The organism is Microbacterium sp. NPDC055910 (assembly GCF_042271185.1).
GTDB lineage: Bacteria > Actinomycetota > Actinomycetes > Actinomycetales > Microbacteriaceae > Microbacterium.
Genome location: NZ_JBHJZS010000031.1, coordinates 22,643 through 36,432 on the forward strand (window position 1 = coordinate 22,643; position 13,790 = coordinate 36,432).

Consider the following 13,790-nt stretch of genomic DNA (forward strand, 5'->3'; position numbering starts at 1 on the left):
ATCCGGGCGGCGCTCACCGACGACGAAAGAGACCATCGCATGACCACTTCCCGCTTTTCCCGCCTGCTCGCCACCGGAATCATCGGCGGCGTCGCCCTCGCCGTGGCGATCCCCGTCGCCGCATCCGCGCACGTGCACGTCAATCCCGGCGCGGTGTCGGCCGGCGCGACCGAGACGCTCACGTTCTCGTTCTCGCACGGCTGCGACGGCTCGCCCACGACGGCCCTCGTGATCACGATCCCCGACGGCGTGGGCAACGCGACGCCGATCATGCAGGGCGGCTGGAGCGTCTCGCGCGAGGACGGCGCCGACGGCATCCCCGAGACGATCACCTTCACGGCCGACTCGCCGATCGACGACGCGATCAAGGCCACCGTCTCGTTCGACGCGCTCTTCAACGAAGACACCGCGGGCACGACGCTCGCCTTCCCGGTCCGCCAGGACTGCGTCGAAGGCGTGAACGACTGGAACGAGATCGCCGAAGAGGGTCAGGACCCGCATGACCTGCCCTCACCCGCGCCGCTCGTCGAGGTCGGAGAGGTCGCCGCGGGCGACGACGGTCACGGGCACGGCGACGCGGAGGACACGCACGCCGAAGAGGAGACCGCCAACGCTCACGACGGGGAGGCCGTTCCGATCTCCGCTCCCGCCGACGACACGACGGCGCGCTGGCTCGCGGGCGGCGCGCTCGTCGCGGCCCTCGCGGCGCTCGGCGTCGCGCTCGTGCGCGGCCGCTCACCGAAGCGCTGAGCCCGTCCCGGGAAGGCCGAACACCCGGCCTTCCCGGGTTGCTCCGCGCGGGTGCTTAGATGGATCTGCCATGCCCAGCGATGCCCCTTCCCCGAACCTTCCGCCCGTCCTCCGCCCGGACGCCCCGCCCGCCCACGCGCTCGATGATCTCGCGGCCCGTTTCGACGCCGACGTACGCGGCTCGACGGCCGGCATCCTGCTCACGGGCCTGACGCTCGCGACAGCCGACCTGCGCCCCGGCGACCTGTTCGTCGCCGCGCAGGGCGGCACGCGACACGGCGCCGAATTCGCCGCCGCGGCAGCGGCGAAGGGCGCGGTCGCGATCGTGACGGATGCCGCCGGAGCCGACCGCGCCGCGGCATCCGATCTTCCCGTGCTCGTCGTCGACGACCCGCGAGGGCTGCTGGGCGACCTGTCCGCCTGGGTCTACGGGACAGGGCGCGACGATGACCTGCCGATCCTGTTCGGCACGACCGGGACCAACGGCAAGACGAGCGTGTCGCACCTGCTCGAGGGGATCCTCGGCCAGCTCGGCGTGGTGACGGGGCTGTCGTCGACGGCGGAGCGTCACATCGCGGGGCAGGTCGTCGTGTCACGGCTGACGACCCCCGAGGCATACGAGATGCACTCCCTGCTCGCCCTCATGCGCGAACGGGGGGTCGAGGCGGTCGCCGTCGAAGTGAGCGCGCAGGCGCTCAGCCGCCGTCGCGTCGACGGACTCGTGTTCGACGTGGCCGGCTTCACGAACCTCACGCACGACCACCTCGACGACTACGCGGACATGCGCGAGTACTTCGAGGCGAAGATGCCGCTGTTCCGGCCCGACCGGGCGCGGCGCGCCGTCATCTGCATCGACCATGCGTCGGGGGCCGAGATCCTCGCGCGCAGCGAGATCCCCGCACTCACGGTCGGCACGCCGGCTGTCGCAGCCGATCCGGATGCCGCGCGCGCGGCCGACTGGGTCGTCGAGGTGCTCGCGGAGCGCCCGGACGGCACGCGCTTCCGTCTCACGGGCCCGGAGGGACGCACCCTCACCACGGTGGTGCCGGTCATCGGCACGCACATGGCGGCGAACGCGGCGCTCGCGATCGTCATGATCCTCGAGGGCGGATACGCGTGGGAGCGCGTCCGCGAAGCCCTCGACGGGGGTCGCATCGAGGCGTACCTGCCCGGCCGCACCGAGCTCGTCTCGGGCGAGCGCGGTCCCGCCGTGTACGTCGACTTCGGGCACACGCCCGACGCCTTCGAGAAGACGCTCGCGGCGGTGCGCCGCGTGACGCCCGGCAAGGTCGTCATGGTCGTCGGAGCCGACGGGGACCGCGACGCGACCAAGCGCCACGACATGGGCCGCACGTCGGCCGAGGGCAGCGACATCCTCGTCATCACCGATCACCATCCGCGGTTCGAGGACCCCGAGTCGATCCGCGCCACCCTCATCGAAGGCGCGCGACGCGCGCGGCCCGACGCCGAGATCCACGAATACACGCCGCCCGAGCGAGCGATCATCGAGGCGATCGCCCTCGTCGGAGAAGGCGACGGCATCCTGTGGGCGGGGCCGGGGCACCAGGACTACCGGGACATCCGCGGCAACCGTGCGCCGTACTCCGCTCGCGAGCTGGCTCGTCGCGCCCTGCGCGCCGCCGGCTGGCCCGTGCCCGAACCGCGATGGCCCGTGCCGTACCCCGACGACGAGACTCCCCCGTCGGATCCGCTGCGCCCCGCCTTCTGACCCTGACTCCCTCGGCCCGCGCCCGCGCGGTCGCGGCGCCGCGCCGCCGTAGCGGTACGGCGGCCGCGCCCCGCACCGCCGTAACCTCTCTGTTCACTTGCGCCCTGTGTCAGCGCCCAACGGCGTGTCGCCGACAAAGCACGCAAGTCAACGTGAGGGGATGCACCGCACCCGCACCCGCACCGCGCGCCGCGCCCGCACCGCGACCCGACGCGCCGACGCCCGCCGCGGCGCCGTACTCTCTCTGTTCACTTGCGCCCTATGTCAGCGCCCAACGGCGTGTCGCTGACATAGGGCGCAAGTCAACGTGGGGGGGGGAAGCCGGCCGCACCTGCCCCCGCGACGCACGCCGCCCGCGCGCCGCGCCCGCACCGCGACCCGACGCGCCAGCGCGCACCACGCCGCGGCGCCGTACCCTCTCTGTTCACTTGCGCCCTATGTCAGCGCCCAACGGCGTGTCGCCGACAAAGCACGCAAGTCAACGTGAAGGGAGAGGGAGGGGGCGCCTCAGCGAGCGGATGCGGCGATCGCGCGATCTGCCGCCGCCCTCGCCCACGTCTCGGCGTCGGTGAGCGATGCCCGGGTGAGCTCGTCGGGCGCTTCGTGCAGCTCGACGACGCGCTCGACGGTCTCGACGATGCCGGGAAACGACAAGCGCCCCTCGTGGAACGCATCGACGGCCTGTTCGTTGGCCGCATTGAAGACGGCAGGGTACGTACCGCCCGCGCGTCCGACGCGCTTCGCGAGCGAGACCGCAGGAAACGCGTCGCCGTCGAGCGGCTCGAACGTCCAGGACACGGCGCTCGACCAGTCCAACGGCGCCCCGACCCCCGCGATGCGGCGAGGCCAGTCCAGACCGAGCGAGATCGGCAGCCGCATGTCGGGCGGAGACGCCTGCAGGATCGTGGATCCGTCCGTGAACTCCACCATCGAGTGCACGATCGACTGGGGATGCACGACCACGTCGATGTCGCCGTAGGGCACGCCGAACAGCAGGTGCGCCTCGATCACCTCGAGGCCCTTGTTGACGAGCGTCGCAGAATTGGTCGTCACGACGCGTCCCATGTCCCACGTGGGGTGCGCGAGGGCCTCGGCGGGGGTCACGGCGCTGAGCGCGTCACGCGAGCGACCGCGGAACGGACCACCGGATGCCGTCAGCACGAGGCGGCGCACTTCGTGACGCTCGCCGGCGCGCAGCGCCTGGGCGATGGCGGAATGCTCCGAGTCGACCGGCACGATCTGACCGGGCGCGGCGATCGATGTGACGAGCTCACCGCCGACGATGAGCGATTCCTTGTTGGCGAGTGCGAGCGTACGCCCGGCTTCGAGCGCGGCGAGCGTGGGGCCCAGTCCCACCGACCCGGTGATGCCGTTCAGCACGACGTCGGCGTCGACGTCGCGCACGAGCTGCTCCGCCTCGACGGCGCCGAGCGCTGTGTGCTCGACACCGAACTCGTCGGCCTGCGCCGCGAGTGTGACGCGATTCGAGCCCGCGGACAGTCCGACCACCTCGAAGCGGCCGGGGTTGCCGCGTATGACGTCGAGGGCCTGGGTGCCGATCGAACCGGTGGAGCCGAGGATCAGGACGCGACGCATCCCGTCAGCTTAGACGCGGGCCGGCGCGGTCACCCGCCCGACCCGCGTCGAGGTCACTGAGTGGCGGGGGTGGCGACGGCGAGGATGTCGACGACGAACACCAGGGTCTGACCGGTCAGATCCTCTTCATTGATCTCGCCTTCGCCGTACGCGGCCGAGGGCGGAAGCACAGCGATGACCTGAGAACCGACCGTCTCGCCGATGACGGCGTCCGCGAAGCCCTGCACGACACCGCCGCTCGTCGAGAAGCTGAACGGCTGGCTGCCCCAGCTCTGGTCGAAGACCTCGCCGTCGTTCCACGAGACGCCGTGGTACTGCACGAGCACGGCGTCGCCTTCCTTCACCTCGACGCCGTCGCCCTTCTTGAGCGTGGCCTTGTCGAACTCGGTCGGGATGTCACCCTCGGGCAGCGTCACGGTCGGTGCACCCGACTCGTCGAGCTCGACGGTCGGGAAGCCGTCGACGGGGTCCTGCTCTTCGCCCCAGGCGACCGACTCACTCGTGCCGAGCACGTCGAGAACCCAGATGGCGGCAGGCGAGCCCTGCGACTCGGGAAGCGACATCACGATGCGCGAGCCGACGGTGGCGCATCCGAAGAACTGGTCGGGGCCGGTGCCGACCGAGACCTGGACGGGCAGCAGGTCTTCGCCGTAGCCCTCGGTTCCGGTCTCTTCACCGGTCGACGCGTCGAAGACGGTCAGAGCGTAGGTCACGAGGTCGCCGTCCGAGAGCGGGTCACCGTCGCCCTCCGTGAGCACGAGGCGCTCGGCGGTCTCGACGGTCAGCGGCGCATCGAACTCGAGCGTCGCGGACTCGCCGACCTCACCACCCACCTCGAGCGATTCGACGATCGGTCCGGAGGGCTGTGCCACCGAGCACAGGTCACCGCCCGCATCCGCGGACGACGTCGGCGTGGCTTCGGGATCGGCCGAGCCACAGCCCGCGAGGGCGAGCAGCGCGACGGCGGAGACGGAAAGAGCGGCGAGGGAGCGGATGCGCACGGAGGAACCTCGTGTTCGATAGGCGGGAGGTCCCATCTTTCCGCATTCTTCCTTTGCCCCGGCTGTGAAGGACATGCCCAGCCCGGCATGCGGCCGGGAGTAGCCTCGTCCGGTGACTTCTGCCGACGTACCTGAGCCCGCCGACAGCGCTGCCGGTGAGCCGGCGCGTCGCATGGGCGCGACGTACGCGCTCGGACGCATGGTCCTCACTCCCCTCGCGCGCGTCATGTACCGCCCGCGGGTCATCGGCAAAGAGAATGTGCCCCGCACGGGCCCGGTCATCTTCGCGAGCAATCATCTGTCGTTCATCGACTCGATCGCGATCCCGGTCGCCGCTCCCCGTCCCGTGCACTTCCTCGCCAAGTCGAGCTACTTCGACGGCACGGGCGTCAAAGGGTGGGTCTCGCGCACGTTCTTCACGGCGATCGGCGCGATTCCCGTGCAGCGCGGTGCCGGACAGGCCGCACTCGATGCCCTCGATCAGCAGCGGCAGCTGCTGGAGGACGGTCGCGCCGTCGCGCTCTATCCCGAGGGCACACGGTCGCTCGACGGACGCCTGTACAAGGGCCGCACGGGTGTCGCCTTCCTCGCCCTGCAGACGGGCGCTCCGGTCGTTCCCGTCGGCCTGATCGGCACCGACAAGGTGATGCCCGTCGGCGCCTCGGCGCCGTCACTCAAGCACCGCGTGACCGTCAAGTTCGGCGAACCGCTCGATCTCTCGCACGCGGGCCCCGCGACGTCGGGCCGCGCGCGTCGTGTCGCGACCGACGAGATCATGGCGGCGATCCACGCGCTGTCGGGCCAGGAGCTCGCGAACGCCTACAACGAGATGCCCGCGCAGAACCCGATCGAGCGGATCAAGCAGGTCCTTCCGCACGAGCGTCGCTGACGACCTCGATCGTCGGCTCGTGACGCACGGGGAAGTTCACGGAGTTCGCGATGAAGCACCACTCCGCCGCTTGCGCGTGGGCCGCTGTCGCAGCATCCGTCATCGATGCGTCCGCAACCGTGACGCGCGGACGCAGCACAACCTCGCGGAACGCTCCCCCGCCGCGGCCGTCCTGCACCATGACGCCCGTCGCGTCGTCCTCGTACGCGACGACGACGACTCCGGCCTGAACGCACGCGTGCAGATAGGACAGCAGGTGACATTCGCTCAGTGCGGACAGCAGCAGGTCCTCGGGGTTCCAGCGCGACGGGTCTCCGCGAAAGGGCTTGTCCGCCGACGCGAGCAGCGGGGGCTTCCCGTCGATCTCGAGGGTGACGCTGCGGTCGTAATCCCGATATCCCGACGTGCCCGTTCCACGGTCGCCCGTCCACGTGCTTCGCACGGAGTATCGATGCTCGCCCCACATGCGACACAGTCTGGCACGCGCTCGCCCTCCTCGCGGCGATAGGATTTTCGGATGCCGCAGACCTTTCCCCTGACGGGAGCCGTCGAGCTCGCCGTCGTCGAACGCAGCGGCTTCGTCGAGTCCCGGCACGCCGGGGTCGCCATCACGCTGGCCCCCGACGGCACCGTCGTCGACAAGTTCGGCGACGTCTCGGCGCTGTTCCTCCCCCGCTCCAGCCTCAAGCCCCTGCAGGCGCTCGCGTGCCTCACCGCGGGGGCCACGCTCGAGGGCGAACAGCTCGGGCTCGCGACGGCGAGCCACTCCGGCACGGACCGTCACGTCGACGTCGTGCGTGACATGCTCTCGGCCGTGGGGCTCGGTGAAGACGACCTCGGCTGCCCGCCCGCGTGGCCGATCGACCCCGCCACGCGCAACAGCCTGGTGCGCGACCTCGGCCAGCCGGCATCCGTGCGCATGAGCTGTTCGGGCAAGCACGCGGCAATGCTCGCCGCGAGCGTGGCGAACGGCTGGGACCCTGCCTCGTACCTCGATCTCAATCATCCCGTTCAGATGCATATCCGCGAAGTGATCGAACGCCTGACCGGTGAGAAGATCGCGGCGAGCGCCGTCGACGGCTGCGGGGCGCCGATCTACGCTCTCACCGTCTTCGGATTCGCGCGCGCGCTGCACCGCATCGGAACGGCGTCGACGACATCGCCGTTCGCGCTGCACCGCAGCGCCGGGGCGCTCGTGCAGGCGGTGCGCGCGCACCCGTGGACGATCGATGGTCCCGGGCGTCCCGACACCGTGGCCATCGAGCAGCTCGGCGTCTTCGCCAAGAGCGGCGCGGAGGGTGTCATGGCGATGGTCGCTCCCGACGGCACGACGACGGTCGTCAAGGTGCTCGACGGCTCGGGTCGCGCCGGCACCGCGGTCGCGCTGCGGCTGCTCGAGCGTGCCGGCTCGCTGTCGGCGCAGGATGTCGCCGACACCATGTCCAAGCTTCCGCTCGCCGTGCACGGCGGCGGTACCACCGTCGGGGCCATCCGCCCCTCGGTCTGACCGCTCTCACCCAGAGCATCGAGCGCTCCAACGGCGGAGCGGAGAGGAATACACGATGCGCATCAGCATCCCCACCGAGATCAAGAACAACGAGTACCGCGTTGCGATGACGCCCGCGGGCGTCCACGACCTGGTCGCCGCGGGCCACGAGGTGTTCGTGCAGCGCGGCGCCGGGGTCGGCTCGTCGATGCCCGACACCGAGTACGAGGCTGCCGGTGCCACGATGCTCGACGATGCCGCCGAGGTCTGGGCGCGCGCCGAGCTGCTCCTCAAGGTCAAGGAGCCCATCGCGAGCGAGTACGGCTACTTCCGCGACGACCTCGTGCTCTTCACCTACCTCCATCTGGCGGCGGATCGGCCGCTCACCGAGCGCCTCGTCGCCGACGGCGTGACGGCGATCGCCTACGAGACCGTGCAGCTCCCGGGCGGCGGACTACCCCTGCTCGCGCCGATGAGCGAGGTCGCCGGTCGGCTCGCGCCGACGGTCGGCGCGGCCACCCTCATGCGCTCGGCCGGCGGGTTGGGGCTGCTCATGTCGGGAGTGCCGGGCACCCGCCCCGCCGCCGTCACCGTCATCGGCGGCGGCGTCGCCGGAGCCAACGCCGCCGTCATCGCCGTGGGCATGGGCGCCGACGTCACGATCTTCGACACGAACGTTCAGCGCCTGCGCTACCTCGATGATCACTTCCAGGGTCGCGTCAAGACCGCGGCATCCAATCCCTTCGATCTGGACCGCGCGGTCGTCGGATCGGATCTGGTCATCGGGTCGGTGCTCATTCCGGGGGCGAAGGCGCCCAAGCTCGTCACGAACGACATGGTGGCGCGGATGCGCCCCGGTTCGGTGCTCGTGGACATCGCCGTCGACCAGGGCGGCTGCTTCGCCGACACCCGTCCGACCACGCACGCCGACCCGACGTTCCCTGTGCACGGCAGCGTCTTCTACTGCGTCGCGAATATGCCCGGCGCCGTGCCGAACACGTCGACGTCAGCCCTCACGAACGCGACCCTGCCGTACATCCGGCAGATCGCGCGGCACGGCTGGCGCGATGCGCTCCGCGCGGATGCTGCGCTCGCGGGCGGGCTCAACACGGTCGGCGGCAGCGTGGTCAACGCCGGCGTCGCGAACGCCCACTCGCTCGATCTCGCGCCTCTCGCCGACGCACTGGTCTGACCACGGTGATCGCGTTGTCGAGGATCGAGGCGTCGGAGAGGTAGGCGTTCCACGGCGCGAGCCGCATCGGCGCGCAGAGCGGTGCGATCGACGTCATCGCACAGGCGTACGGAGCGCGCCTGCGGTCCTCGAGCCGTCCGGACCCACTGCGCGTGCGCTCACCGGACGCCGGGTCCGGGTCCGGGTCCGGGTCCGGGTCCGGGTCCGGGTCCGGGTCCGGGAAGGACGATCCGCACGGCTTCGCCGCCCTGCGACAGCAGCCACGCGCGGCCGGCACCGGGCAGCGCGTACGGCGGCAGGTCGCGGCTTCCGCTCAGCGCGCGATACTCGGCGGCGCACGACGTGTCGATGACGAGGTCGTGATCGGCGCGCACGCGCGCGAGCAGCCGCCACTCGCGCTGCCATTCGTCGGGATCGCCCATGAGCACGACGGGCCCGTACGCGGTCACGGACGGGTCGGCAGCGTATTCATCGAGCGAGAGCGAGCGGATGCCGCTGTCCGACCACACGTCGAACGCGGGCCGCGCCGCGGCACGACGCCGCGTCACGAACCCCGTCAGGGACGCGTGCGGCGTCCACGGCGGGGCGGGCACCGCGGGGGCGGCTGCCGTGACCTGGACGCCGTCCGGCACGGCGACCTGTACGGCGAGAGCGCCGAGCCGTCCTCGCCCGGGCGGCGCGTCGACCGTGTGATGCGCGGGGTCCCCGCCCGCCGCGAGGTGCTCGGCACGCGATGCCGTCGCCAGGACGAGGCGCCGCGGCAGAATCTCGCCGAGCCGCGCCGCGGCGCCCGTGAGGCGCTGGGTCGTCGCGACGATGAGGTTTCCCGTCGCCCCTGCGCCGCGGAACAGCAGCTCGAGGCGTTCCAGCACGACCTGCGCGTGGTCCGGCGAGAGACGGGCGGGCACGGTGTCGAGATCGTCGACGATGATGACGGCGCCGTGCGGCGGCGGGTCGTCGATGAGTGCGGCGACGGAGTCCCACGTGGACTCGCCGTCGCCGGCCACGCGACGCACGACTCGAGCCTGCTCCGCGATCGTGTCGAGCACCGTCGTCTTTCCCGAGCCAGGTCCGCCGACGACGAGCAATCCACGATCGACGAGACGGAGTCCGACCGCGCGCTGCCGCTGGCGTTCCGGCTCATCCGCGATGCCGATGAGCAGCTGAGACTCTTCGCGGTCGCCGGCCATGACCCTCGCGTCCGCGAGCGAGATGGATTCGGGCAGGTCCGGCAGCCAGGGGCGGCGCGGTGCCGGACCTGTGGCGCGTCCGGCCACGGCTGAGATGTCGGCCGCGCACGTCAGCGCGATGCGGACGCGGTGCGGGCTCGCGTCGGCTGCCCGCCGGATCAGTGCGAGACCGCGCGAGGCGACGCCACCGGGGAGCACCGCCGCCTCGTCGGTGCCGATCAGCGCACGACTGTCGGCGGCATCCGTCACCCGCAGGCTGAGACGCAGCGGACAGTTCGCCAGCAGGCTGTCGCGGATGACACCGGCCGCCCGCTGCGTGCCGAGGATGAGATGCAGTCCGAGTGCTCGTCCGCGCGCGGCGATGTCGCCGAAGACGGCGTGGAGTTCGGGATGCTCCGCGAGCAGTGCCGCGAACTCGTCGACGACCACGACGAGTCGCGGCAGCTCGACGCGCTCGTCGAGGATGTCACGGGCACCGCACCGCGCGAGTTCGGCCTCCCGCCACCGGATCTCGGCGCGCAGGCTCTCGATCGCCCGGCGGGCACCCGACCCGTCGAGGTCGGTGATGACGCCCGTGACGTGCGGGAGACCCCGCAGCGCGTCGAATGCCGTGCCGCCCTTGAAGTCGGCCAGCAGAAAGCTCACGTCGCGCGTCGAGCGGCCTGCGGCCAGTGCCAGCACCCACGTGATGAGCAGCTCGCTCTTGCCCGATCCCGTGACACCCGCCACGACGGCATGCGGACCGTCCGCGACGAGATCGATCGCGAACGGCTGCCGCCCTGCGACACCGACGACCGCGTCGAGCGCGCTCCGCCCCGCAGCGGAGGGACCCGGTGCGACATCGGCGAAACGTACGGGCTCGTCACGGTGGGACGTGAGGCCGAGGGTCCGCGCGGCGCGGTCGGCCAGCTCCGTCGCGATCGCGGTCGCCTGCTCGATGCCGACCGCTTCGACCGCGACGTCCCGCACGCCTGTTCCGTCATCGAGGAGCGCGCGATCGAGTGACGACACCGACAGGCGCGCGCGACAGCCGGGAGGCGGATCGGCGCCCGGCGCGATGACGGCGATCGTCACGTCGGCACTGGGCGACAGCGGCTCCGCCGTCACGGCGAGGGTTCGTCCCGTCGTCGCGTGGCAGTGCGGCAGCTCGCGCACCCACGCGAGGTCGGCCGGGATCGGACCCACGATCCGCAGTATCCCGGGCGCCGTGGCGAGACACAGCTGCAGCACGAGAGCTCGATGGACGGCCGCGACGAGGGCCGGACCGCCCGTGATGGCGAGGCCGTCGTCGGCCGCCACGAGCACGGGCGCTCCGGGCAGGCGCGCCGCCCGCGCGCGCAGGGTCGTGGCCTGCGCATCGCCCGCTCCGCCGCTCACGCTGAGGCCGCTGGCCACGTCGCCCGTGCCGACGACGAGCGCGCCGGATCGGTCCGACAGCTCGCGCCACACGTCGCCGTCGCGCGCCGCGAACCCCGCGACGTCGGGATGCCGCGCCCATCGGTGCCGACGCTCGCCGTCCTGCCGGCGCTCGATCGACCGGGTGACTCGATCGCGAGCGACAGCGGCCGCCTCAGCGGCCCTCTTCTTCTCGCGCCGCGCCCCACGCCGCCCGTCGACGACACTCGCCACGGCGATGAGCGGTCCGAGCCCGGCCAGCAGAAGCGCGAAGAGCGATCCGGTCACGAGCCAGAGCACGACAGCGCCGATGACCGGCACGGTCGATGCGATGAGCGGCAGCGGCGGACGGGCAGGTGGTGTCCATGCGTCAGGCAGGATCAGCGGCTCGGCGTCGTCGAGTTCGTCGATGAAGGCTCGGCGGGGTGCGGTGGCGGTCGTCACCCGCCCATTCCACGCCCTTCGCCGACGTGCGGCATCCCAGGCCGACCGGATGTGGAGAACTCCGCGCCCGATCCCCGCTGTGGAGGAACCGGGTCAGTCGGTACTCGTTCGCGCGACGTCGAGCACGATGATCGTGATGTTGTCGCGCCCGCCGTTCTCGAGCGCCGCGTCGAGCATCGCCTGCGCAGCATCCGCGGGATCGGCGTTCTCGCCGAGGAAGTGCTGGATCCCGTAGTCGGTGAGCTCTTTCGTCAGGCCGTCGGAGCAGATGACGAATCGGTCCCCGTCGGCCACCTCGAGTCGCACGTAGTCGGGAGTCACGCCGTCGCTCGGACCGACGGCACGGGTGATGACGTTGCCGTACGGGTGGTTCTCGGCTTCTTCGGGGCTCAGCCTGCCCGCCGCGATGAGCTCCTGCACGACCGAGTGGTCCGTCGTGATCTGCGCGATCGTGCCGTCGCGCAGCAGGTAGACGCGCGAATCGCCGATGTTCAGGGTGACCCAGTGCGGGGCGACGCCGGACACGTCGAGGTAGACGCCCGTCACGGTCGTACCCGTGCCTTCGTCGGTCGCCTCGGGGTGTGCCGATATGTCCTTCACGGCGCGGGCGAGGGCCTTCTCGATCGACCGGGGGGTGACCGCGTCACCGAGCGCGCCGAGGCGGTCGACGGCGCTCGCGCTGGCGATCTCACCGCCGATGTGCCCGCCCATGCCGTCGGCGACGATGAAGAGCGGGAAGCGGGTGAGCAGGGCGTCCTGATTGATCTCGCGACGACGGCCGCGATGCGTGATCGCCGCCCAGGACAGGTCGATTCGACCACCGGGGACCGTGACGGCGCAGGATTGCGTCGTTGTGTCGGGCACTCGCCGTCCTCCCCGTGAACCGGTCGCCTGGTCCGCCGGAGCGGCCGGACCGGCGTGCTCACATCCTAGTGGGTTCGCAGGCAGCGCCAGCGGCGCCGGTCGATCCGCAACGTGCTTCGCGCCCGTCGAACCGACTCGGGATGCCGCGCTGTCGCTCTGACGTCCCGGTCGATTCAGACCTGGGCGCCGGGGTCCTCGGGCAGCGGGAACAGTGCATCGATCGCCGCGATGTCGTCGGCGGTCGGGCTCCAGGCCGTCGCGGCGGCCGCGTTGGACTCGACCTGCTCGGGGCTCGTCGCACCCGCGATGACGCTCGCGAGCCCCGGACGCGCGAGAAACCAGCCGAACGTCGCCTGCAGCATCGTGATGCCGCGTTCGTCGCAGAACGCCTGATAGGCCTCGAGGGTGTCCCACGGTGCATCCCGCCAGACGTGTTCGCGCTGCCGCATGATGCGCGTGTCGGCGGGTGCGTGCTCCCGCGAGAACTTGCCGGTGAGCAGTCCGTTGTGCAGCGGGAAGTACGGAAGGAACCCGAGCCCGAACCGGTCGACTGCGGGCAGCACGTCGCGCTCGGCCGCGCGTGCCAGCAGGCTGTAGTGATTCTGCGCGGATACGAAAGGGATGCCGGCGCGCTCGGCGGCGACGTAGTGTGCCTCGGCGATCTGCCAGCCTGAGAGGTTCGAGTGGCCGATGTAGCGGATCTTGCCCTCTCGGACGAGGTCGCCGAGCGCATCGAGGGTCTCTTCGATCGGCGTCGCCGGGTCGGGGGTGTGCAGCTGATAGAGGTCGATCCAGTCGGTCCTGAGGCGCGTCAGCGACCCCTCGACGGCGCGGCGGATGTACGCCCGCGATGCCTTCGCGCCCGACACCGGATACCCCATGTCTCGACCGTGGTGCCCGAACTTCGTCGCCAGCACGACGTCGTCGCGGCGCCCCTGCAGCGCCTCGCCCATGAGGCTCTCGGACAGTCCCGGCTCGCGGCCATACATGTCGGCGGTGTCGAGGAACGTGACGCCGCTGGCGATCGCGGCATCCAGAACGGCGCGCGTTCCCTCGAGCGTCTCAGTCTTCGCGCCCTCGCGACCGAAGTTGTTGCAGCCGAGACCGACGGACGAAACGAGGAGACCGGATGCACCGACGCGGCGCGCGGGGATGTCAGAAGCCATGTGCTCGGCCTTCCCGACACGAGGACGCGCTGCCCCTTCCGCAGGGACCGCGCGGCGTTCTCGCCGAGTGATCGGAAGACCGAGACGG

At 71.4% G+C, this 13,790-nt stretch carries 11 protein-coding genes; 5 read left to right on the forward strand and 6 right to left on the reverse strand.

Annotation, left to right across the window (positions count from 1 at the left end):
* Positions 1-39: 39 nt before the first annotated feature.
* A complete protein-coding gene (locus ACFC3F_RS12220) occupies positions 40-750 on the forward strand; it encodes a YcnI family protein (RefSeq protein WP_376129933.1) in 711 nt (236 codons plus the stop codon).
* Positions 751-820: 70 nt separating this feature from the next.
* Positions 821-2,479, forward strand: coding sequence for a Mur ligase family protein (locus tag ACFC3F_RS12225; RefSeq protein WP_376129936.1), 1,659 nt, complete (start codon positions 821-823; stop codon positions 2,477-2,479).
* Between the two features lie 507 nt (positions 2,480-2,986).
* Here ACFC3F_RS12225 and ACFC3F_RS12230 read toward each other — a convergent pair.
* Positions 2,987-4,075 carry a 1-deoxy-D-xylulose-5-phosphate reductoisomerase gene (locus ACFC3F_RS12230; protein WP_376129939.1) on the reverse strand — a complete coding sequence of 363 codons (1,089 nt, stop codon included), beginning with the start codon at positions 4,073-4,075 and terminating at the stop codon, positions 2,987-2,989.
* 53 nt (positions 4,076-4,128) lie between these two features.
* Complete coding sequence (locus ACFC3F_RS12235; protein WP_376129942.1) at positions 4,129-5,076, reverse strand: FKBP-type peptidyl-prolyl cis-trans isomerase; 948 nt, start codon at positions 5,074-5,076, stop codon at positions 4,129-4,131.
* Positions 5,077-5,188: 112 nt separating this feature from the next.
* On the opposite strand from ACFC3F_RS12235, the gene ACFC3F_RS12240 reads away from it, so the two are divergent.
* Complete coding sequence (locus ACFC3F_RS12240) at positions 5,189-5,965, forward strand: lysophospholipid acyltransferase family protein (RefSeq protein ID WP_376129945.1); 777 nt, start codon at positions 5,189-5,191, stop codon at positions 5,963-5,965.
* Here ACFC3F_RS12240 and ACFC3F_RS12245 read toward each other — a convergent pair.
* Positions 5,934-6,431, reverse strand: coding sequence for an OsmC family protein (locus ACFC3F_RS12245; RefSeq protein ID WP_376129948.1), 498 nt, complete (start codon positions 6,429-6,431; stop codon positions 5,934-5,936). The two genes, ACFC3F_RS12240 and ACFC3F_RS12245, sit on opposite strands and share 32 nt — an antisense overlap.
* Before the next feature lie 51 nt (positions 6,432-6,482).
* Between ACFC3F_RS12245 and ACFC3F_RS12250 the strand changes: the two genes are divergently transcribed.
* Entirely contained in the window at positions 6,483-7,472 is a 990-nt protein-coding gene (locus tag ACFC3F_RS12250) for an asparaginase (RefSeq protein WP_376129951.1), read from the forward strand.
* 55 nt (positions 7,473-7,527) lie between these two features.
* Positions 7,528-8,643 (forward strand): alanine dehydrogenase, encoded by a 1,116-nt coding sequence (gene ald / locus ACFC3F_RS12255; RefSeq protein WP_376129953.1) that lies wholly within the window; start codon positions 7,528-7,530, stop codon positions 8,641-8,643.
* Between the two features lie 158 nt (positions 8,644-8,801).
* Here the strand turns inward: ald and ACFC3F_RS12260 are convergent, their stop codons facing one another.
* The 3 genes from ACFC3F_RS12260 to ACFC3F_RS12270 all read right to left on the reverse strand — a co-directional run bounded on the left by ACFC3F_RS12260 (position 8,802) and on the right by ACFC3F_RS12270 (position 13,702).
* On the reverse strand, positions 8,802-11,672 hold the full coding sequence (locus tag ACFC3F_RS12260; protein WP_376129956.1) for an FtsK/SpoIIIE domain-containing protein: 2,871 nt from the start codon (positions 11,670-11,672) through the stop codon (positions 8,802-8,804).
* A 93-nt stretch (positions 11,673-11,765) separates the two neighbouring features.
* Positions 11,766-12,536 (reverse strand): PP2C family protein-serine/threonine phosphatase, encoded by a 771-nt coding sequence (locus ACFC3F_RS12265; RefSeq protein WP_376129958.1) that lies wholly within the window; start codon positions 12,534-12,536, stop codon positions 11,766-11,768.
* 173 nt (positions 12,537-12,709) lie between these two features.
* Positions 12,710-13,702: an aldo/keto reductase gene (locus ACFC3F_RS12270; protein WP_376129961.1), complete on the reverse strand. Its 993-nt coding sequence runs from the start codon at positions 13,700-13,702 to the stop codon at positions 12,710-12,712.
* Positions 13,703-13,790 lie beyond the last annotated feature (88 nt).

Bases quoted from the DNA above. Each gene is read 5' to 3' on its own strand.
- ald (WP_376129953.1), top strand. From the start codon at position 7,528: ATGCGCATCAGCATCCCCACCGAGATCAAGAACAACGAGTACCGCGTT.
- ACFC3F_RS12220 (WP_376129933.1), top strand. From the start codon at position 40: ATGACCACTTCCCGCTTTTCCCGCCTGCTCGCCACCGGAATCATCGGC.
- ACFC3F_RS12225 (WP_376129936.1), top strand. From the start codon at position 821: ATGCCCAGCGATGCCCCTTCCCCGAACCTTCCGCCCGTCCTCCGCCCG.
- ACFC3F_RS12230 (WP_376129939.1), bottom strand. From the start codon at position 4,075: ATGCGTCGCGTCCTGATCCTCGGCTCCACCGGTTCGATCGGCACCCAG.
- ACFC3F_RS12270 (WP_376129961.1), bottom strand. From the start codon at position 13,702: ATGGCTTCTGACATCCCCGCGCGCCGCGTCGGTGCATCCGGTCTCCTC.
- ACFC3F_RS12245 (WP_376129948.1), bottom strand. From the start codon at position 6,431: ATGTGGGGCGAGCATCGATACTCCGTGCGAAGCACGTGGACGGGCGAC.
- ACFC3F_RS12250 (WP_376129951.1), top strand. From the start codon at position 6,483: ATGCCGCAGACCTTTCCCCTGACGGGAGCCGTCGAGCTCGCCGTCGTC.